This window comes from Bacteroides sp. AM37-9 (genome assembly GCF_003603455.1).
GTDB lineage: Bacteria > Bacteroidota > Bacteroidia > Bacteroidales > Bacteroidaceae > Bacteroides > Bacteroides xylanisolvens.
On the sequence record NZ_QTNF01000001.1, the window covers coordinates 381,970 to 404,211 of the forward strand.

Annotated in this window: 12 protein-coding genes; 10 read left to right on the top strand and 2 right to left on the bottom strand. The window is 43.2% G+C overall.

Features of this window, described 5'->3' with window-relative positions:
• The first annotated feature begins 2 nt into the window (after nucleotides 1-2).
• The 10 genes from DW862_RS01325 (at nucleotide 3) to DW862_RS01370 (ending at nucleotide 18,449) form a co-directional block, all read left to right on the top strand.
• Nucleotides 3-1,616, top strand: a complete 1,614-nt coding sequence (locus DW862_RS01325) for a RagB/SusD family nutrient uptake outer membrane protein (protein ID WP_120067136.1) — start codon at nucleotides 3-5, stop codon at nucleotides 1,614-1,616.
• A 38-nt stretch (nucleotides 1,617-1,654) separates the two neighbouring features.
• Nucleotides 1,655-2,833: a SusE domain-containing protein gene (locus DW862_RS01330; protein WP_165861863.1), complete on the top strand. Its 1,179-nt coding sequence runs from the start codon at nucleotides 1,655-1,657 to the stop codon at nucleotides 2,831-2,833.
• 56 nt (nucleotides 2,834-2,889) lie between these two features.
• Nucleotides 2,890-4,068 (top strand): glycoside hydrolase family 76 protein, encoded by a 1,179-nt coding sequence (locus tag DW862_RS01335; protein ID WP_120067138.1) that lies wholly within the window; start codon nucleotides 2,890-2,892, stop codon nucleotides 4,066-4,068.
• A gap of 103 nt (nucleotides 4,069-4,171) precedes the next feature.
• Nucleotides 4,172-6,280: a family 43 glycosylhydrolase gene (locus DW862_RS01340; RefSeq protein WP_120067139.1), complete on the top strand. Its 2,109-nt coding sequence runs from the start codon at nucleotides 4,172-4,174 to the stop codon at nucleotides 6,278-6,280.
• Nucleotides 6,281-6,302: 22 nt separating this feature from the next.
• A complete protein-coding gene (locus tag DW862_RS01345; protein WP_120067140.1) occupies nucleotides 6,303-8,459 on the top strand; it encodes a GH92 family glycosyl hydrolase in 2,157 nt (718 codons plus the stop codon).
• Nucleotides 8,460-8,773: 314 nt separating this feature from the next.
• Nucleotides 8,774-9,664, top strand: coding sequence for a PfkB family carbohydrate kinase (locus DW862_RS01350; protein ID WP_120067141.1), 891 nt, complete (start codon nucleotides 8,774-8,776; stop codon nucleotides 9,662-9,664).
• Between the two features lie 248 nt (nucleotides 9,665-9,912).
• Nucleotides 9,913-12,978, top strand: coding sequence for a TonB-dependent receptor (locus tag DW862_RS01355; protein ID WP_120067142.1), 3,066 nt, complete (start codon nucleotides 9,913-9,915; stop codon nucleotides 12,976-12,978).
• 64 nt (nucleotides 12,979-13,042) lie between these two features.
• Nucleotides 13,043-14,575, top strand: a complete 1,533-nt coding sequence (locus tag DW862_RS01360; protein ID WP_099146323.1) for a RagB/SusD family nutrient uptake outer membrane protein — start codon at nucleotides 13,043-13,045, stop codon at nucleotides 14,573-14,575.
• Nucleotides 14,576-14,717: 142 nt separating this feature from the next.
• Nucleotides 14,718-17,027, top strand: a complete 2,310-nt coding sequence (gene bglX / locus DW862_RS01365; protein ID WP_022199426.1) for a beta-glucosidase BglX — start codon at nucleotides 14,718-14,720, stop codon at nucleotides 17,025-17,027.
• Between the two features lie 48 nt (nucleotides 17,028-17,075).
• The gene (locus DW862_RS01370) at nucleotides 17,076-18,449 is read left to right on the top strand and encodes a glucoamylase family protein (protein ID WP_008024291.1); all 1,374 of its coding nucleotides are present in this window, start codon (nucleotides 17,076-17,078) and stop codon (nucleotides 18,447-18,449) included.
• 27 nt (nucleotides 18,450-18,476) lie between these two features.
• Here the strand turns inward: DW862_RS01370 and DW862_RS01375 are convergent, their stop codons facing one another.
• Complete coding sequence (locus tag DW862_RS01375) at nucleotides 18,477-21,041, bottom strand: outer membrane beta-barrel family protein (RefSeq protein WP_120067143.1); 2,565 nt, start codon at nucleotides 21,039-21,041, stop codon at nucleotides 18,477-18,479.
• 301 nt (nucleotides 21,042-21,342) lie between these two features.
• Entirely contained in the window at nucleotides 21,343-21,792 is a 450-nt protein-coding gene (locus DW862_RS01380) for a hypothetical protein (protein ID WP_004305184.1), read from the bottom strand.
• Nucleotides 21,793-22,242 lie beyond the last annotated feature (450 nt).

The following is a 22,242-nucleotide window of genomic DNA, read 5'->3' on the forward strand; positions in this document are numbered from 1 at the left end:
ATATGAAAACAACAATAATTAAATATTTTTCATGGTGTCTGTTTATTTGCATATTTTCATCCGGTTGCGTCGATCTGGATGTATCTCCTACAAATAAATTTACTGACGATAACTATTGGACATCAGAAGAAAAAGCAGCTTCACTTTTGCATATGGCATATCGCCAGATGAACAGTACGGAATGGGTATTCCGTGACGAACGATTGAGCGACAACCTCTACAACGGATACGGTGGTGATGATGTCAAGACTATCAGTAACGGACAGGCTACCTCTTCAACAGGTCTTTTTGATAAAGTCTGGGGCGAACTATATGGCGGTATAAAAACAACCCATACGCTTCTTGCCAATATCGACAGAGTAGAAATGGACGCAAATCTCAAAAACAGGATGAAAGCGGAAGCCCGCTTTATACGTGCTTTCCTTTATTTCCAATTGACAAATTGGTATGGAGATGTCCCCTTCTTTACGCAGGATATTGATGAACAAACTGCAAGAACCATTGAACGAACCAAACAGGCTACCATAGTAGAATGGATACATCAGGAGTTGGAAGAAATAGCTGAGATACTGCCGACCAAAGAACGGTATGCAAGAGCTGACAGAGGACGGATTACATGCGGAGCGGTAGTAGCTTTTAACGCTCGTGTAGCTTTAAATTTCAATGACTGGGAAAGAGTGAAAATATATACGGAAAAGTTGATTGACAAAGCTGACTATGGTAGATATTCGCTTCACTCTAATTATCAGGAACTATTTTATAAAGCGAATGAATATAATAACGAAATAATGCTGGATATCCAGTATGTTCCTAAAGTACGTACATGGAGTGAAATATCAACATATGTTCCATTCAATTTGGAATCGGTGCAATACATAGTAGCAAGTCCCACCCAAAGCCTTATAGATACCTATCTCATGAGGGATGGAAGCAAATGGGATGAAGCAAAAAGCGCTTATGACAACCGTGATCCGCGTATGGACATGACCATCGTGCGCAATGGTAGTGTAGTACAAAAGAGAGACGGCTCGTCCTATACAGTAAATGTAAATCCTAATGGTGCATCAAAAGATAACAAAGACAAGATTGGTCATGCCAGTGGTTCGCAAACCGGATACTTCTATAGAAAATACTATGATCCGAGTCCGAGTGCGTGGACAGTAGGTACTTCATGGAGTTGCAACATCAATTTTGTAACACTGCGCTATGCCGATGTTTTGTTAATGTATGCAGAAGCTATGTACGAATTGGATAAAATGACTCCCGAAATCTGGGAGCAAACCATAACAGCGCTCCGCCGCCGTGCCGGATTCAATGAGACACCAGCAGCAATGGCTTATCCGACAAGTGGAGATATTCGTCAGATTATCAGAGACGAGCGGCGTGTAGAACTGGCACTGGAAGGAACACGTATTTATGATATACGTCGTTGGAAAATCGCAGAAGAGGTTCTGAATGAGCCATTCAGAGGAGCCAAATTTAAGTTGAGCGGCGGTGATTTGACCTACTTCTCCTATCATGAGAACTCATTTAACAGGGATCGGGATTATCTATGGGCTGTGCCGAGAAAACAATTTACGATCAATCCAAATCTGGGACAAAACCCCGGATATTAATCATGACGCTTATTTTTAATCATTTAATTTATAAAAAGATGAAAAACAAAATATTATTTACGGCCATAACATTCCTGACATTAGCATTAGGAGTATTTACAAGTTGTGAAAAAGTGAAAGAGTTTGAGAGTGTATCTGTCACTGCAGTTCCTAAGTTATATGAACCGGTTGAAGATCGGTATGCAGTAATAGAAGATGTATCAAACCTGTACTTTGAATGGGGAAAAGCCCAAGCAGAAGATAACAGCGTGGTTTATTACGATATATTATTCGACAAACTTGACGGAGACTTTTCGAACCCCATCTATATTTATCAGGCAGATGGCAATGGCTTGAATACCGGAGCTACTATTACGAAAAAAGGCTTGAACAGAATAGCCCGTCTTGCAGGGGCAAAGTCTGAAGAAGAAGCAACCGTAAAGTGGACTGTACGCTCAAACAGGGGAATGAATTTCGCTTTGGCTCAAGAATCGAGAACAATCACTTTGCTCCGTATGGCAGGTCTCGAAGATTTGGACGATGGAGAAAGATTGTACATTGGTGGAGCTGGTTCGGAACAAGGACAGCGTGTGAAAATGATAGAGACCAAAGAATCGACCGTTTATTACGAAATATATACGAAACTGGAGGCCAGCGAACCAATCTATTTCTACACCAGATTACAAGCTAACTCTGACAGGATCATATCAATCAAAGAAGATGGAAAATCTATTGAAGAAACTGCTGGAAGCGAAGCACTTCCTTATACAGTAGATAAAGCAGGGGTCTATCGTATTAAACTTGATTTCAAGAGCAAAAAGATTTCTTTCGAAGAAATCAATAGGGTTGCTATACGTAATTCATGGACAAATGCCCGCGGAATTCTTAGTTATACCGAGAAAGGTGTTTGGGAACTTATGAACTATAATGTACAATTACAAAAAACCGACTGGGGCTTTGACGAACGTTATAAGATTGAATTTACCGTAGACGGAAAACAAGAAGACTGGGGACAAATAGAAGAGAAGTTCTTTGACAACAGACCTAGCATAGATAGAGCTGGATACCGTGATATGGCTCCTACCAATAATGGTCAATGGGAGGGTAAACAATTCAAATTCCCGGAAGAACTTTGTGACAGAAATAATCTCAGCAAATATTTCACCGATATTACGATATCTATGACTGCTGAGAAAAATTACACTCACGATTTTACTAATATAAATACAGGTGACTAAACAATACGCGGTCTGTTTCTCGTAAGGGAAACAGACTGCTAAAAACGAAATCAATTATGAAAAATATATTATTCGGAATTCTCCTTACATTTTCATGTTCTCTGATGTCGTGTGGCACATACGAAGATGAATATATAGAAGTAAACCAGTTTCCCAAATACTCATGGGTAGCAGCGGCCGACAGTGCTTCAACAGCTTTTGTAAACAGGTATTGGAACACCTCTGTGAGATGCTTCAACAATACATTCGACGGACAAATAGCACAAAATGACTACTGGCCGGAAGCTCATGGCCTGGATGTAATAGTAGATGCTTACCTGCGTACCAATGATGAAAAGTATAAGAAAGTGATCTGGGACTTTTATGATGGAGTAAAAAACAAAAATGGAGGCAAATGGAGACACGACTTCTATGACGATATGGGTTGGCATGCAATGGCTCATCTACGCGCATACTATGCAACCAATGATGACCGGTTCTTACAATCATCTCACGATCTGTGGACATGGATCACAGAAGGTTGGAATGATTATGACGGTGGAGGTATCCAATGGAAAGTTGGAACCGATGCTGAAAGTATGGGAAAAGGTATACCGTCAAACGGACCTGCAGCTATCATCGCAGCCAGATTTGCACAAAAGTACCCAGATGAGACCATCAACGGATTCACCAATCTGCAATGGGCACTACGGATATATGAATGGATGAAATATCACCGGACTGTACTGTCTACAGGCCGGATATTCGAAAATTACGACACTACAAACGGGGATTATTCTTATGATGTAGGAACATTTATGGGAGCAGCGATCGAGTTATATAATATAACAAAAGAAAAAGTATATTTTAATGATGCAGTAAAAGTTGCCCGTTATCATATAGCCAATAATGTAAACACCGCCTACAAGGTTATGAGGGATTATGGCGAACAAACCGGCGATGGAGGCGGACATGACTGTAACCTCTTCAAAGGTATATTTGTACGCTACTTCACCATACTGATACAGCATCCGGATCTTTCGGAAGGTGACAGGATGCGTTTCGTTGCTTTCCTGAAAAATAATGCAAACTATTTATGGACTCTTGGCACCGAAAAACCGGATATCAAAATGAGTCCTACGTGGTGGCAAATGCCGAAAGGGGACACAGCATGGGGCGACTTACGTTCAGCCATAAGCGGTACAACAACAATAGAAGCTATGGCCCTATTGGAGAAAAATGGATTGGTAGATTAAGTAAAATCCATAACAAATAAAGTATTTATCTATTTATACCCTGCAATTAGCCAAGATTGCAGGGTAATAGTACCTTGTTCTATCCAATTATAAATAATATCAGATGAAACAACACATAAACTCAAAGTCCTTACTCACTTTAGCAATCATAATAAGTCTGTTGGGAATCAACTTAATTGCTTGTGGCGATAAAGATGAAATAGAAGATGAGGAACTCATTGCAGTGAAGAATCTTAACGCACCTATGAATGGTGATTACATTGTACTACAATCTGTTACAGACCTATTATTCGAATGGTCCAAAAGCGAAACGAAAGATGTTAATTACACGATTTTATTCGATAAAGAGAATGGTAATTTTTCAGCTCCTATATATAAGGTTTCATCAGATAATGCAGGGGCGAATACCAATATCAGAATCACACAACGCAAACTTAAAGATATCGCAACCGTTGCCGGAGGTATTGCCGGCAACAATATAAAACTAAAATGGGCTATACAGACCACTAAAGGTTTAAATTCCATTCTGTCTGAAGAATTTCGAAGTATCACTTTCGCTCTGCCAGCCGATTTAGGTGGCATCATCAAAGAGGGAGAGAAATTATACATCACCGGAGAGGGGGCAGAAGATGGTCAAGAAGTGAAAAAAGTAGAATATAACGGCTCCACAATTTATGAAATATATACGAAACTGGCAGCTAGCAAACCTTATTCTTTTTATTCGCAACTAGGTGAGCAAAAAAGAACATTCAACCTGAAAGAAGATGGTATAACATTGAACGAGACTACCGGACAGCAATTCTCTGGAACAACAGTAACACAGACAGGGACTTATCGTATCCGTTTGAACTTCGATACCTATCAGGCTACCACAGAAAGAATAAATAAGGTAGCAATTCGTTTTAGCTGGACAGGGCGGGAAAATGAATTTAATTATACCTCAAGAGGTTGCTGGGAACTAAAAGATTATAATGTACAATTATTCGCTACCGACTGGGGCTTTGACGAACGATACAAAATAATCTTCACTATTAACGAACAAGAAGAAGCCTGGGGACAACTCGGACCAGAATTCGGACAAAGACCGCCAATTGACAGAGCCGGCTACAGAGATATGGCTCCTACCGCAAACGGACAATGGGATGGGGCACAGTTTAAATTTCCAGCCGAACTATGTGATGAAAATGACTTGAACAGGTATACTACCACTATTTTGATCTCAATGACGGCCGAGAAGAATTATACTCATGATTTTCTAGATATCACTTCTCAAGAAGAGTATACTGCCAAGTACCAAAACCCTGTATTTACAGCCTTCTCCTTACCCGACCCCGATGTGATAAGAGGGGAGGATGGCTACTTCTATCTGTATGCAACGGAACACTCTCTGACAGATTCGAATATGAAAAATGCGCCTATTATGAAGTCGCGAGACCTTATAAACTGGACAAGAGCTGGATCCATCTTCACAGATGCAACTCATCCTCAAATAACAGGAATGAATGATGCCGGTATCTGGGCACCTACTGTAAGCAAGGTGAATGGCAAGTATATCATATACTACTCACAGCCTGCACCCGAATGGAAACATGCCATCGGTGTCGCTACTTCATCTTCGCCAACTGGTCCTTTTACCGATCATGGAAAACTAATAGACAGTAATGAGCAGGGAGTCGATATTTCCATTGATGCTTATCTTTATCAGGAGGATGGGCGTAACTACCTGTTCTGGGGCAGTTTTCGCGAAATTAGTGTGATAGAACTAACTGCCGATGGAATGTCTATCAAGGAAGGAGCAGTAAGAAAGAAAGTTGCCGGAGGCCAATACGAAGCCGCCTATGTTATCAAGAGAAACGGAGTATACAATCTGATATTATCTACCGGCCAATATCATAAAGGTGGTACATACAGTTTAGTTGTTGGACAATCAAATAACATCATGGGGCCATATACCAATAAAAAAGGGGAAGATATGAACGATGTCAAGCATGAGTTAATGTTGAAAGGCAATAACCGATTCTCTTCAACCGGACATTGTTCGCGCATCATCACAGACGATGCGGGTCAGGACTGGATTCTGTATCATGGATATGTTGATGAGCTCGACTATCGTTGCCTGATGCTCGATAAAGTAAATTGGATAAATGGATGGCCGGTTGTGAATAATACATATCCCACTTATACCGGATATAGCGCTCCTGTATTCAGATGATAATTGATTAAATAGAAAATATATGTTTGGAAAAATTAAAACTACTATCATTCTCGCCCTTCTAGCCACTGTGGCAGGATGTGCAGTTCAGAAGGATAAGAACAAACGTTTGACCGATTATGTCAATCCATTTATAGGGACTACCACCTTGTGGGACAGTATCGATTTAGGATACAATCCCACTCGCAGGGCATGGGGAGCGGAGACTTTCCCAGGCTCATCCTTACCGAACTCAATGGTGCAAGTCACTCCCGTCACCATGTGGCGAAGCGGCTCGGGCTATCAGTATGAAGATACCATTATCCATGCTTTTGTTCATACCAGCAAAGGGCATTGGAATCTCTGTTATGTTCCATTGATAGCAGTAAGCGGGAATGTTGATCCAAAATCTTATTATACAGGGTATAGCCACGATAACGAATCGGCAAGTCCGGGATATTATCAGGTCTATCTCAAAAAATATGACATTAATGCGGAAGTGACTTCATCCTTACGATGTGGTTATCATAAATATACTTATAAAAATGGGAAAGGGAAAAAACTATTGGTCGACCTATCCCATTCTAATGAGCATATAAGAAGCTGGAATATAGAGAAGTCGGACGATAATGTATTCTCCGGTTATCAACAGACAGGCCCTACTTTTTATTTCTATGCGGTGACCAATCATAAAATCAAGGATATAGAATCATTGAAAGATGGGGATGCGGAAGTTCGTATTGTAAACTTTATCAATAATGAGAACATCAATGATCCTCTCGAAATGAAAGTCGGCTTCTCTTATGTCAGTGTCGAAAATGCAAAGAAAAATCTGGAGGCAGAAATACTCACCAAAGATTTCGCACAAGTAAGAAATGAGGCAAGCGACACATGGGAAGGATTGTTATCTAAAATTCAAGTATCAGGTGGTACGGAAGAACAGAAAGAAACCTTTTATTCTGCTCTCTACAAAGCATTTCTATGGCCCATATTATTAAGCGATGTAAATGGAGAATATGTTGATGCCAAAGGCGAGGTAGTAAACAAAGGATTCCGTTACTATAGTGAACCTTCTTTTTGGGATGATTATCGTAATAAGTTAACTTTGCTGGGTATGGTTTCTCCCGATGTCACGGCAGACGTCCTAAAATCTATTACAGATTATGGAGAGATTAGAGGATTCATGCCCAGATTTTTCCATGGCGATCATGCTTCTACCTTTGTTACAGGGAGTTATTTAAGAGGTATCCGCGATTTTGACGTGCAGCACGCATATAAAATACTCTTAAACAATGCCTTTGCCGAAGGCGAGGGCAGCAGACCTCATATTAAAGAGTATATGGAGCGGGGATGGATATCCGAAATGGATATTAAAGATCCCAAATTAGAAACAGTAGCGAAAGCAGCTGTGACAAAGACGCAGGAATATGCATACGATGATTATGCTACTGCCTTGCTGGCCAAAGAATTGGGCGATATGCAAAATTATGAAATACTGATGAAGAGAACAGATAGTTATAAACATCTATTCGATCCCACCACTCAGCAGATGCGTCCCCGATTGGAAAATGGAGAATGGGTAACTCCATTCGACCCTAAGAGACCATTCTATGAATATATGTATCGTGAAGCTAATGGATGGCAATCAACCTTCTTTGCTCTCCACGATCCTCAAGGTCTCATTGATTTATTCCCCAGCAAAGAGGCATTTGAAACTAAATTAGACTCCTTATTTACTATCCCATGGGAAGGGTATGAAGCACATAACCTGACTACTTTTATCGGTCAATATTGTCATGGCAACCAACCTGGGCATAGTATTCCTTATATGTATTATTTTGTGGACAAACAGGAAAAGTCTCAGAAAATACTGAATAAGATATTGAACGGTTATTATCGCATGGGACCCGAAAAACTAGCATATTGCGGCATGGATGACGCAGGAGAGATGTCTTCGTGGTATGTATTGAATTCCATAGGGTTATATACATATTCACCTGCCGACCCTAAGTATATTATCACTGTACCCTTATTCGACAAGACAATCTTTAATTTGAATGGCAAAGATTTCACTATCAAGAAAAAAGGAAACGGAGAAAAGATAACAAACATTACTTATGACAACGAAAAAGTAGAAAGTTACTTTATCACTCATGACAAGCTAAAGGAAGGAAAGGAGTTGATAATTAGTGTAGAGTGAGTGGTTAATTATAAAATAAACAGAAGAATCTCAAAAGGATAAGGTATGAGATGGGGCGTTTTTTATCACTTTAACTAGGTTTATCAGAAATAAAAAGTACCTTTGCGGCAGAATTAAAAGTTCATTGATTTAGGTAAAATAAGGAGTTCATTATACGTTCGGTGACTTATTCGCTGACATGAACAATGCGAGGGCTCTGTAAGATATGAAACAACAGTGCATAAGATAGTCCGTATTTAGTGACCGTCATCCGCACTAAAAATAAACTAGAAGCCTTCAAGATACTATCTTGGAGGCTTTTTAATTGGTTAGACATGAATAAACATCAACTTTGCTGCATCGGTCACATCACATTAGACAAAGTAGTCACTCCCCAAAATACTGTCTATATGCCCGGAGGAACGGCTTTTTATTGTTCACATGCCATCCGCCATTTTAACGACATCGATTACGCTTTAGTAACAGCAGTCGGCACCACTGAAATGAACATTGTAGAACAACTACGTGAAATGGGTATTCATGTAACCGCCCTGCCAAGCAAATATTCCGTATACTTCGAGAATATCTATGGCGCCAATCCGGACGACCGTACTCAACGTGTATTAGCAAAAGCCGATCCGTTCATTGCCGGTCAGCTGAAAGATATAGATGCACAAATCTACCATCTCGGCTCTCTGCTGTCTGACGACTTCTCATTGGAAGTAATCAAAGAACTATCTCAAAGAGGGTTGATTGCAGTAGACTCACAAGGCTATTTACGTGAAGTGCGTGACACTCACGTCTATCCGGTGGACTGGACAGATAAGCGGGAAGCTTTGCAATATATCCATTTCCTGAAAGTCAACGAGCACGAGATGGAAGTGCTGACAGGTCTTTCCGATCCGCATGAAGCTGCCCGTCAATTATACGAATGGGGCGTGAAAGAAGTGCTTGTCACCTTGGGAAGCATGGGATCACTTATTTTCGACGGAGAAGACTTCTATCGTATTCCGGCTTATAAACCCAAAGAAGTGGTAGATGCAACAGGGTGTGGAGACACTTACACCATCGGCTATCTATACCAACGGGTATCAGGAGCCGGCATTGAAGAAGCAGGACGCTTTGCAGCCGCCATGTCAACTCTAAAAATAGAGAAATCAGGTCCTTTCAATGGCAGCAAAGAAGATGTCATTCAATGTATGACCACTGCGGAACAGATGTTTTAAAACAGGAAATCATAGAACGAACAACGTATACATAGGATATACCTCCCCCGACGGGTAATCTTCATCCCATTATTCAGGCACGAACAACACCGGTTCGTGCCTGAACCTTTTTCAACAGTCACCTCCCTTTTAGTGTTAAAATCAACCATTCCCTCTTTTTTCCAAAATCTTTTTTGAATTTCGTTTGTTTCCTTTGTTACTCTCGCCAAAAGACGGCAGAAAAAAGACTTCAACCTAAATAATAACAAATGGAAAAATTTAATGCAATGAGGACTAGACTTTTACAACATCTTCAGAAAAAAGCCATCAGGTCAAGGAGCATCATGACGCTTGTTTGCCTGCTACTGGCCTCTGCATCAGCCTTTGCACAGACAAAGACGGTGACAGGAACAGTGACGGACGCTGCCAATGAACCATTGATCGGCGCATCGGTACTCGTACAAGGAACTTCCACCGGAACCATCACAGACATGGACGGTAAATATTCAATCTCTGTCACTCTGGAGGACGTATTGGTATTTTCATACGTGGGGATGACTTCGCAAACCATTAAGGTGGGGGCACAGAATGTCATCAATGTCACTTTAAAAGAAGATTCACAAGTACTAGCCGAAACAGTCGTTATCGGATACGGTAGTGCAAAGAAAAGAGACTTGACAGGTTCTATCACCAATGTCAAAGGAGAAGAGTTAGCCAACAAACCGGCAATGAATCCGCTGTCTTCCCTTCAGGGGAAAGTGGCAGGTGTGCAGATTGTAAACTCCGGACGAGCCGGATCGGACCCGGAAATCCGTATTCGCGGAACAAACTCCATCAACGGATATAAACCGCTGTACATTGTCGACGGATTATTCAATGACAACATCAATTTCCTGAATCCGGAGGACATCGAATCTATGGAAATCCTGAAAGACCCGTCATCTCTGGCTATCTTCGGTGTTCGCGGTGCGAATGGTGTTATCATCATTACCACAAAGAAAGCCAAAGAGGGACAGACACTGGTCAATATTAATACTTCTTTCGGTTTCAAGAAAGTAGTGGATAAAGTGAAACTGGTGAATGGTTCACAATTCAAGGAACTATATAACGAACAGCTTGCCAATCAGAAAGATGACCCTTTCGATTATACCGGCTGGGATGCCAATACCGACTGGCAAGACGAAATTTTCCAGACTGCTTTCATTACAAACAATAACATCAGTATTACAGGGGCCTCGCCCAAACACAGTTTCTATCTGGGTGTAGGCTACTCTTACGAACAAGGCAACATCGAGCATGAGAAATTCAGCAAGGTAACCATCAACGCAAGTAATGATTATAAGATTACGGACTTTTTGAAAGTCGGTTTCCAATTCAACGGTGCACGTATGCTTCCTGCAGATTCCAAACAGGTGTTGAATGCCCTGCGTGCAACTCCTATCGCTCCGGTATATAACAACGAATACGGATTATATACGGCTCTGCCCGAATTCCAGAAAGCGCAGATCAACAACCCGATGGTAGACGTCGAATTGAAAGCAAATACTACCAAAGCGGAGAACTACCGGGCATCCGGTAACATTTATGGTGAGGTAGACTTCCTGAAACATTTCACGTTCAAAGCGATGTTCTCTATGGATTATGCGTCGAACAACGGACGGACGTATACACCGATCGTAAAAGTATACGATGCCGCTGTCAACGGAGGGATCTCTACTTTGGGAACAGGCAAGACCGAGGTCAGCCAGTTTAAAGAGAATGAAACCAAAGTTCAGAGCGACTACCTGTTGACATACACCAACAGCTTTGATAATGGAAATCATAACCTGACAGCTACCGCCGGTTTTACTACCTATTATAATTCGTTGAGCCGATTGGACGGAGCACGCAAGCAGGGGGTCGGACTGGTCATTCCGGATGATCCGGACAAATGGTTTGTCAGCATCGGCGATGCAGCTACCGCTACCAATGGAAGTACTCAATGGGAACGCAGTACATTATCCGTACTTGCACGTGTGATCTACAACTATAAAGGTAAATACTTGTTCAACGGATCTTTCCGCCGGGATGGTTCTTCCGCTTTCTCCTACACAGGCAATGAATGGCAGAACTTCTTCTCATTGGGTGGAGGTTGGTTGATGTCTGAAGAAGAATTTATGAAAGACATCAAATGGCTGGATATGTTGAAAATCAAAGCATCTTACGGTACGTTAGGAAACCAGAACCTGGATAAAGCCTATCCTGCCGAACCCTTATTGACCAATGCTTATTCGGCCGTATTCGGTAAACCGTCCATCATTTATCCCGGATACCAGCTTGCCTATCTTCCTAATCCTAACCTGCGTTGGGAAAAAGTAGAAGCCTGGGAAGCCGGATTTGAAACGAACCTGCTTCGCAACCGCTTGCATTTTGAGGGTGTTTACTATAAGAAGAATACCAAAGATTTGTTAGCCGAAGTTCCCGGAATTTCCGGAACTATCCCCGGTATCGGAAACTTGGGAGAGATTCAGAATAAAGGAGTGGAAATGGCTGTAACCTGGCGCGATCAGATTGGTGATTGGGGATATTCCGTCAGTGCCAACCTGACTACTATCAAGAATGAGGTAAAAAGTCTTGTTCAGGAAGGATACTCCATCATTGCCGGAGATAAGCAGCAAAGTTACACAATGGCAGGTTATCCTATCGGATATTTCTATGGTTACAAAGTGGCAGGTGTTTATCAGTCACAAGCAGATATTGACGCATCACCCAAAAATACACTGGCTACCGTTACCCCCGGTGACCTAAAATTCGCCGATGTGAACGGTGACGGAGAAATCACCCCGGAAGACCGTACCATGATAGGCAACCCGACTCCAAAGGTCACTTACGGTTTTTCTCTCGGAGTAGACTACAAGAATTGGTCGTTAGGCATCGACATGATGGGACAAGGTGGAAACAAGATTTTCCGTACATGGGATAACTACAATTTTGCCCAGTTCAACTACCTGGAACAACGCTTGGACCGCTGGCACGGAGAAGGTACGTCCAACACCCAACCGTTGCTGAACACCAAACATTCCATCAACAACCTCAACTCCGACTATTACATTGAGGACGGCAAATTCTTCCGTATCCGCAACGTACAGTTAGCGTATACGTTCGACAAGAGCTTAATTGCCAAAATACGTCTGCAAGCTCTGAAAGTCTATGTCAACATACAGAACTTGAAGACATGGAAACATAACACCGGATATACTCCCGAACTTGGAGGAACTGCCACCGCATTCGGAGTAGATAACGGCAGTTATCCTGTACCTGCAGTCTATACCTTCGGTATCAACCTAACATTCTAGTGACAAGGTGCCACTGCCAGTTTTCCATGCGGAACACAACTTTAATCTTTAAAACTATCATTATATGAAACTGAATAAATATATATTTGCAACCCTTATTACTTCAACTACATTATTTCTAGGCAGCTGTAGTGACTTTCTGGATCGTAGTCCACAAGGACAGTTTACGGAAGATGATAATCCGAACGCTCTGGTCAACGGGAAGATTTATAATGTCTATACGATGATGCGTAACTATAATGTGACAGCCGGCCCTCCTGCTTTTGCCATCCACTGTTTCCGTTCGGAAGATTCGGAAAAAGGAAGTATTGCCAGCGATGGCTCTGATGTAGCCGAAATGTATGATGATTTTGTGTATACACCGACCAACGGCCTACTGGGTGCTTATTGGGGACAGAATTATGCCATCATCTACCAATGTAATGAGATTCTTGATGCCATTGCAGAAAAAGAAACAGCCGGACAAACAGAAACTGAAGACATCATCAATAAGGGAGAGGCCTCTTTCTTCCGTGCTTATTGCTACTTCAATCTGGTAAGAGCTTTCGGCGAAGTTCCTTTGGTGACTTATAAAATCAACGATGCTTCGGAAGCCAATATCCCGAAGACAAGTGCTGATAAAATCTATGAGCAAATCGACAAGGACCTGAAAACAGCAGAAGAGTCATTGCCGGAAACATGGAGCAGCGAATACACCGGACGACTGACTTGGGGAGCTGCCCGTTCCTTACACGCGCGTACTTATATGATGCGCAACGACTGGAACAATATGTACACAGCCTCCACCGACGTCATCAAAAAGGGGCTCTACAACTTAAAGACTCCGTATAATGAGATTTTCACGGATGATGGTGAAAATAACGGAGGTTCTATATTCGAGTTGCAATGTACAGCTACTGCCGCTCTTCCTCAAAGTACCGTTATCGGTAGCCAGTTCTGTGAAGTACAAGGTGTACGCGGAGCAGGTCAATGGGACTTGGGATGGGGATGGCACATGGCAACAGAGTATATGGCGCAAGCATACGAACAGGGTGATCCACGCAAAAACTCTACCCTACTCTACTTCCGCCACTCGGACAGCGATCCTATCACACCGGAAAACACCAACGAACCATACGGCGAGTCTCCGGTTTCCCCGGCAATGGGTGCTTATTTCAATAAGAAAGCCTATACCGACCCGGCATTGCGTAAAGAATATACCAACAAAGGATTCTGGGTAAACATTCGTCTGATCCGCTACGCAGATGTACTGCTGATGGGAGCCGAATCAGCTAATGAAAAAGGTATTCCGGGTGAAGCAATCGACTATTTGGAACAAGTACGCGCACGCGCCAGAGGCACCAATAGCAATATATTGCCTAAAGTGACGACTACCGATCAGGGAGAATTGCGTGAGGCCATCCGCCACGAACGCCGTGTGGAATTAGGGTTGGAATTCGACCGTTTCTATGACCTCGTTCGTTGGGGCATTGCAAAAGAAGTGTTGCACGCAGCCGGTAAAACCAATTATCAGGACAAAAACGCACTGCTTCCACTGCCGCAGACAGAGATCGACAAGTCTAAGGGAGTGTTAGTACAGAACCCCGACTACCAATAAGAAAGTTCCTCGGTGCCGAACGGTTGTTTCCTCGGTGCCGAAACTACTGTTCCTCGGTGTCGAACAATGTCCTCCTCGGTGCCGAACATTCAACGCATCAGGAGGACTTTATATGAATAGAGATAAAAGTAACCATAATAATATGATATACAAAAAGTTAAGCCTATCCGTCCTGTTGTTTGCCGCAGGTTTTCTAACCGCGTCGGCACAAAAGTCGCCACAGGATATGGATCGTTTCATCGACGTATTGATGAATAAAATGACGCTGGAAGAAAAAATCGGACAGTTAAACCTTCCCGTCACCGGAGAGATCACTACGGGACAAGCTAAAAGCAGCGACATCGCCGCAAAAATCAAGAAAGGCGAAGTGGGAGGATTGTTCAATCTGAAAGGAGTAGAGAAAATACGTGAAGTACAGAAACAAGCTGTGGAAGATTCCCGGCTGGGTATTCCGTTATTGTTCGGGATGGACGTTATTCACGGATACGAAACGATGTTCCCTATCCCGCTCGGTTTGTCTTGCACCTGGGACATGACAACCATTGAAGAGTCTGCCCGCATTGCAGCCGTAGAGGCAAGTGCTGATGGAATCTCATGGACTTTCAGCCCGATGGTGGATATTTCACGTGACCCTCGTTGGGGACGCGTATCCGAAGGTAGTGGCGAAGACCCGTTTCTCGGTGCCATGATTGCCGAAGCGATGGTGCGCGGCTATCAGGGGAAAAACATGGAACGGAATGACGAAATCATGGCCTGCGTAAAACACTTTGCGTTATATGGGGCAGGCGAAGCCGGCCGCGACTATAACACCGTGGATATGAGCCGCCAACGAATGTTCAATGATTATATGCTGCCGTATGAAGCAGCCGTTGAAGCGGGTGTAGGCAGCGTGATGGCTTCTTTTAATGAAGTAGACGGTATTCCGGCCACTGCCAATAAATGGCTGATGACGGATATTCTCCGCGGACAGTGGGGATTCAACGGTTTTGTGGTAACTGATTATACGGGCATTTCAGAAATGATCGACCACGGTATCGGTGATCTTCAGACAGTATCCGCCCGTGCCATCAACGCCGGAGTGGATATGGATATGGTAAGCGAGGGTTTTGTAGGGACACTGAAGAAATCCGTTCAGGAAGGAAAAGTCTCTATGGAAACATTGAATACGGCTTGCCGTCGTATTCTGGAAGCCAAATATAAACTGGGATTGTTTGATAATCCTTATAAATATTGCGATCCGAAACGTCCGGCACGCGACATCTTTACCAAAGCCCATCGTGATGCAGCCCGCAGGATTGCAGCAGAAAGTTTCGTTCTTCTGAAGAATGACAGTCCCGACGGTAATCCGAACGGAAATCCGTTGTTGCCTTTCAACCCTAAAGGAAATATTGCAGTAATCGGTCCGTTGGCAAACAGCCGTAGCAATATGCCGGGTACATGGAGCGTAGCAGCTGTGCTCGACCGTTGCCCTTCTTTGGTAGAAGGATTGAAAGAGATGACAGCCGGAAAAGCGAATATCATGTACGCTAAAGGAAGCAACCTGATTAGTGATGCAAGTTACGAAGAACGGGCAACGATGTTCGGCCGTTCCCTGAACCGTGACAACCGCACCGACCAGCAGTTGTTGGACGAAGCATTGAACGTAGCCCGTCGGTCGGATATCATCATCGCAGCGCTAGGCGAATCTTCTGAAATGAGTGGTGAAAGCAGCAGCCGTACGGACTTGAATATTCCCGACGTACAACAGAATCTGTTGAAAGAGCTTTTAAAGACAGGCAAACCGGTGGTACTGGTGTTATTCACCGGACGTCCGCTTACGCTGAACTGGGAACAGGAGCATGTGCCTGCCATTCTGAATGTATGGTTCGGAGGTAGTGAAGCCGCTTACGCCATTGGTGACGCCCTCTTCGGTTACGTCAATCCGGGTGGAAAACTGACCATGACTTTCCCGAAGAATGTCGGCCAGATACCTCTTTATTATGCGCACAAAAATACCGGACGCCCATTGAAAGATGGCAAATGGTTCGAGAAATTCCGCAGCAACTATCTCGATGTGGATAATGATCCGCTTTATCCGTTCGGTTACGGCCTTTCTTATACGACATTCTCTTACAGTGACATCGACTTGAGTCATTCTTCCATGGACATGAACGGTTCGTTGACCGCGGCAGTGGAGGTTACCAATACCGGAACATGGCCCGGCTCGGAAGTGGTACAGCTTTATATCCGCGACGTTGTGGGTAGCAGTACCCGTCCCGTCAAAGAGCTGAAAGGTTTCCAAAAGATATTCCTCGAACCGGGAGAAATGAAGATTGTCCGTTTCAAGATTGCTCCGGAAATGCTTCGATACTATAATTATGACTTGCAACTGGTTGCCGAACCGGGCGACTTTGAAGTGATGATCGGTACGAACAGCCGTGATGTGAAAACCGCGAAGTTCACGTTAAACTAAACTTTTATCACCTTGATTATGAACGATAAATATAAAAGAATAATAGAAATGAGTGCACTTCCGCTCATGTTACTATTTCTATCCGCCGTTGCCCTGACTTTCCAGAGCTGTAAAGGGAAAAGCAAAAGCAACAACCTTTCCGCAGCCACCGACTCGTTATCGGACGACGCCCTGATGGATACCGTCCAGCGACGGACTTTCCTCTATTTCTGGGAAGGTGCCGAGCCGAATAGCGGCTTAGCTCCCGAACGTTATCATGTGGACGGCGTTTATCCAGAAAACGATGCCAACGTAGTCACTTCCGGCGGCAGCGGTTTCGGCATCATGGCTATCCTTGCGGGAATCGACCGCGGTTACGTCACCCGCGAAGAGGGACTGGCACGAATGGAACGCATCGTTTCTTTCCTCGAAAAGGCAGACCGTTTCCACGGAGCCTACCCTCATTGGTGGTATGGTGATACGGGCAAAGTGAAACCATTCGGTCAGAAAGATAATGGGGGCGATCTGGTAGAGACAGCTTTCCTCATCCAAGGGCTGCTGGCCGTACACCAATATTACGTCAACGGAAACGAGAAAGAGAAAGCCCTCGCCCAACGGATCGACCAGATTTGGCGGGATGTCGACTGGAACTGGTATCGGCAAGGCGGGCAAAACGTTCTTTACTGGCATTGGAGTCCAACGTATGGCTGGGAAATGAATTTCCCTGTACACGGCTACAACGAATGTATGATTATGTATATTCTTGCTGCTGCTTCTCCTACCCACGGAGTACCTGCGGCTGTCTATCATGACGGTTGGGCACAGAACGGGGCCATCGTTTCTCCGCATAAAGTGGAAGGAATCGAGTTGCACCTCCGCTATCAGGGCACCGAAGCCGGACCGCTTTTCTGGGCTCAATACTCTTTCCTCGGACTTGACCCGGTGGGACTAAAAGATGAATACTGCCCCAGCTACTTCCACGAAATGCGCAACCTGACACTGGTGAACCGTGCTTACTGCATCCGCAACCCTAAACATTACAAAGGTTTCGGACCGGATTGTTGGGGACTGACCGCCAGCTACTCCGTCGATGGATATGCGGCTCATTCGCCCAATGAGCAGGAGGACAAAGGAGTGATCTCCCCTACCGCCGCACTTTCATCCATTGTCTATACACCGGAATATTCCATGCAAGTGATGCGCCATCTATATGGTATGGGAGATAAAGTGTTCGGCCCTTTCGGATTCTACGATGCTTTCAGCGAAACGGACAATTGGTATCCGCAACGTTATCTGGCTATCGACCAGGGTCCTATTGCTGTCATGATCGAAAACTACCGGAGCGGATTATTGTGGAAACTCTTCATGAGCCATCCCGACGTACAGGCCGGATTAACCAAACTTGGTTTTAACACCAACAAGCAAGACGTGAGACAGAAATAAGAGGGAATCTCGGTGTGCGGAAGTGGTCTACTGACCACCTCCACCACCGGTGTTTCCACCTCCTCCGCCGCCACCTTTCACATCGTCATTGTCGATGCTTCGTGCGGCTTTCTTCACACTGGCTTTCAACTCTCCAAGCCGATAGCTAATACTGAAACCGTAATACCGGCTCGGATATTTGCTCGAACTCTTCGAAATAAAGTTAGCTCCTTCTGTGTGATTATTGTAAGTTCTGTATTTCTCCAGAACATTGCTACAATAAATATTCAAAGAAAGACGTTCTTCTTTCAAGAAAGAACGGCTCAATCCCAAACTATAATAACTATATCCTGAACCTTTTCCCTGCAAACTGATTCGGGGTGTGCTACCTCCGCCGTTCAGGCTCAAACGTACTTTTCCCGGTAAGGTCTGCTGAATTCCTCCATAAGCAGAAGCATTCCATCCATAATTGTGCAGCTCTTGGGCAGGACTCCGCAAATCGCTATAATTGCCACGTCCATTGACGTAAATTCTCGTTTTAGGAGAAGCGTTCCAGTTCAAATAAAAGTTCAATCCTGTTTCCCGGCTCTTTCCGATATTACCGTATGTGCTATACAGTGCACCGTAGGGAGCTTTATGCCCGCCTTCAAAGATTTCTCCGTCTTTATCAGTAATCAAGCGGCTGATTCTTTCAATTCCATTGTTATTGAAAGAATGACGCAAAGAAAGATTGATGTTGAACTTGGACGTAAAACTGCTGTAAGACAAGTCGAACGAATGACTCTTCTCACTCTTCAGGTTCGGATTTCCCTGATTGATAAACATCGGATTCTGATTATCGAAATAAGGATTCAAATTCCAGATACCCGGACGCCAGATACGCATATTATATCCACCACGCAAATTCTGCGTCTTTCCTAGTTTTATTCCCAAGGAAACGGAAGGAACCAGATCACTAAAATTCGAATCAAAGTTCTCGCCCGGACCCACCAGATACTTCACCTCTTGTATGGTTTGCTCATAACGTAATCCCGGTTTGAAAGTAAATCCCTTGTATTTCAGCGTATATCCGGCATAAGCAGAGAGAATATGATTCAAATGACGGTACTCGCTACTACGATTCTCATTATATGCATAGTTTTCACTTGCTCCCTCGGCTTCATAAAACCGATTATCACTGGAGTTACGTCGGAAAATATATTTGGCACCGGTTTCAATTGTATGCAGCTTTCCAATCGGAGTAGTATAGTCCACCTGGAAAGTCTGCTCCATCGTATTTGTCTTTCCGTCCGAATGGAAATTCTTTAATGACAATTCTTTGATGATATCCAGTTTATTCTCATCAGGCTCGATGTCCAGATAAGTATTATATGAATCATTCGTTTGGGGTTGGGAATTGATTTTATAAGAAAACGTAATCATCCGTTCTTTATTTTTTCGGGAAGTACGTTGATAGTCTATATTTCCGTTGATAGAATACCATGACCCTTTTCCATGATTGTCGGTTCTATAACGGTACGCAAAATCCTGTCGATCAGCTCCGTGCATAATCGTATTTCCGCCACTGTTACTTTTGTCACTGCTACCGTACATTCCGAAAGCCACGGTCAGCAACCTCAACGTATCAATCTCGTAACTGGCTTCCAAATTGCCATACTGGAAATTCCCTTTCGACTTGGAGCTACTTTCCGATTCCAGATATTTTTCATTCTCTTTATCCGGTTCGTAGTTTTCGCGATAACTGTCGGAATAGCTGCGCGGGCTATTATTATAATTGTAGTTATAGTTGGCAGAAACAGTCAGTTTACCTTGTTTCACCATTGCGTAAGTGCCGGCACCTACTCCGTTATTATTAGCATTTCCTCTGAAAGTAGCCGTGTATCCTTCAAATCCGGAACCTACTGTGACGATATTCAGAATACCTCCGATACCTTCCGCATCATATTTAGCTCCCGGTGAAGTTATCACCTCAATATATTTGATCGTGTTTGCCGGCATACTTTTCAGTACTTCCTTCGGATTATTGCTCATCATATTATTGGGCTTTCCATTCACATGTATCTTGAAACTGCTGCTGCCGTTCACCTGTACATTGTCTTCTCCATCCACCGTTACCAAAGGCACTTTCCGAAGCATCTCCAATATACTGTTCGATTTTGAGTCCGGGTCATCTTCAATATTATATTCAATCTTATCCACATCTACCTTTACCAAAGGTTTTTGTGCAACTACCTCCACTCCTTTCAATACGTTATTGGCCTCTGAAGAAATCATTGTGCCCAAGTCAACCTCCTTCACGGACGGTTTTAGAGTAAATTCCTTTACTATCGGCGCTTTACCAATCGAAGAAATAGTGATGATGTAATTGCCCGCAGCGACATTCAGTTTCTCCTGAAATTTACCATTCGCCCCAGTCACCGCCATCTTGACTGCTTTATCCGGAGCATTTTTCTTTGCTATTTTGATGGTAGCATACGGTTCTCCCTCTTGTGTTAAAGAATCAATAAGTACTCCTTTGACTGTATAAGAAGGAGCTGTGGATTTTTGTGCCCACCCCGCCGCCACGGAGGTAGCGAATACGAATAGAATTAGTAGTAACAGTCTGTGTTTCATGACTAGAAATATATTAGTTTATGTTTATTAGACGCAAGACATTCAAAAATGCTGTAAATTCGAGAGCCAAAAGTAGTTGGTTTATCTACACTTACGAATTTTTCGGAGTTAAGAATATAAAACGAATGGATAAAAAATCTTACTACAGTATATTTCTAGTATTTTTAAACATTTCTATTTAGGGATATCTTTAAATATATCTATTCATGGGCATCTTTAAATTTTCTATTCAAGAGTACTTTTAGACATTTCCGCTCAACGGTATCGGTTATTCCTTATTTAAAAGGAGATAGAATGGTATTTACCGTCGTATCAACCATATCAGCCGCCTTAAGTGAGCGCAGATTCTTCCAACCCAGCAGGTACTAAAGTTCTCTTCATATTTCGTGAACACTTTCTCACAATCCCGGAGCCGGCTGTTTTGCCTTTTCATAGCTGTTTGTATCTCTTTCATTCGAGCTATTTGCTCTCTTTGATACAAGAGTTCTTTGTCTTGACAGCCAATAATTTCAGCATATAAGTTACAGATATTTGCTTTTTCAATACATAGGTCTTCCAATGTGTCGATATACTCGGCTGTAACTCGATCCTTATTCTGATGCAGGAATCCGATAAGGCTTTCTTCATCAACAGTGGTGATACCTTTCTCATACGACATTGGGAATCTTTTCATATCCGCCCAAAGCCAGATTACTTCTTTGTTGATTCCATACTTGGCCGCCGCTTCTTCTACGCTAATCCATTTTGGCATAATGCTTTTGTTTTAATGTGTTCCACAATAAAAATGGAGTATTATTTTGTTTATGTGGCACAACGGACATCCACGTTTTCTGTATTTCGGGCGGACGGGGAATTGTTTAGGTTAGACTTTTAGGGGTAATCATAACCGACCGGACACAAAAAAGACGTGAATGCTGTTGCACCATTATCCGGAATCAAGGCCTAGCGAAACCCTCCCAAAAGATAATAATGACAACAGACACCCACGTCAATCGTTTATATATAACACATCTTTTACGGATATGTTGATATAAGCCGTTAACGTGGAACATCTGTCGCATCATCTCTCCTTGGTTTAAATCGCTAGATTCTGATTCCGAGAGATAACACTTACATATTCCTAATTTAAGTAATATATAGCGCCTCCCGCTAATTTCATCACGCTGATGAGCAGAAAGCGTGTGACAAAGATATACATATT

Coding starts and splice junctions, on each gene's coding strand:
- DW862_RS01355 (WP_120067142.1), top strand. CDS start 9,913: ATGGAAAAATTTAATGCAATGAGGACTAGACTTTTACAACATCTTCAG.
- DW862_RS01345 (WP_120067140.1), top strand. CDS start 6,303: ATGTTTGGAAAAATTAAAACTACTATCATTCTCGCCCTTCTAGCCACT.
- DW862_RS01335 (WP_120067138.1), top strand. CDS start 2,890: ATGAAAAATATATTATTCGGAATTCTCCTTACATTTTCATGTTCTCTG.
- DW862_RS01360 (WP_099146323.1), top strand. CDS start 13,043: ATGAAACTGAATAAATATATATTTGCAACCCTTATTACTTCAACTACA.
- DW862_RS01330 (WP_165861863.1), top strand. CDS start 1,655: ATGAAAAACAAAATATTATTTACGGCCATAACATTCCTGACATTAGCA.
- DW862_RS01325 (WP_120067136.1), top strand. CDS start 3: ATGAAAACAACAATAATTAAATATTTTTCATGGTGTCTGTTTATTTGC.
- DW862_RS01340 (WP_120067139.1), top strand. CDS start 4,172: ATGAAACAACACATAAACTCAAAGTCCTTACTCACTTTAGCAATCATA.
- bglX (WP_022199426.1), top strand. CDS start 14,718: ATGATATACAAAAAGTTAAGCCTATCCGTCCTGTTGTTTGCCGCAGGT.
- DW862_RS01350 (WP_120067141.1), top strand. CDS start 8,774: ATGAATAAACATCAACTTTGCTGCATCGGTCACATCACATTAGACAAA.
- DW862_RS01370 (WP_008024291.1), top strand. CDS start 17,076: ATGAGTGCACTTCCGCTCATGTTACTATTTCTATCCGCCGTTGCCCTG.
- DW862_RS01380 (WP_004305184.1), bottom strand. CDS start 21,792: ATGCCAAAATGGATTAGCGTAGAAGAAGCGGCGGCCAAGTATGGAATC.
- DW862_RS01375 (WP_120067143.1), bottom strand. CDS start 21,041: ATGAAACACAGACTGTTACTACTAATTCTATTCGTATTCGCTACCTCC.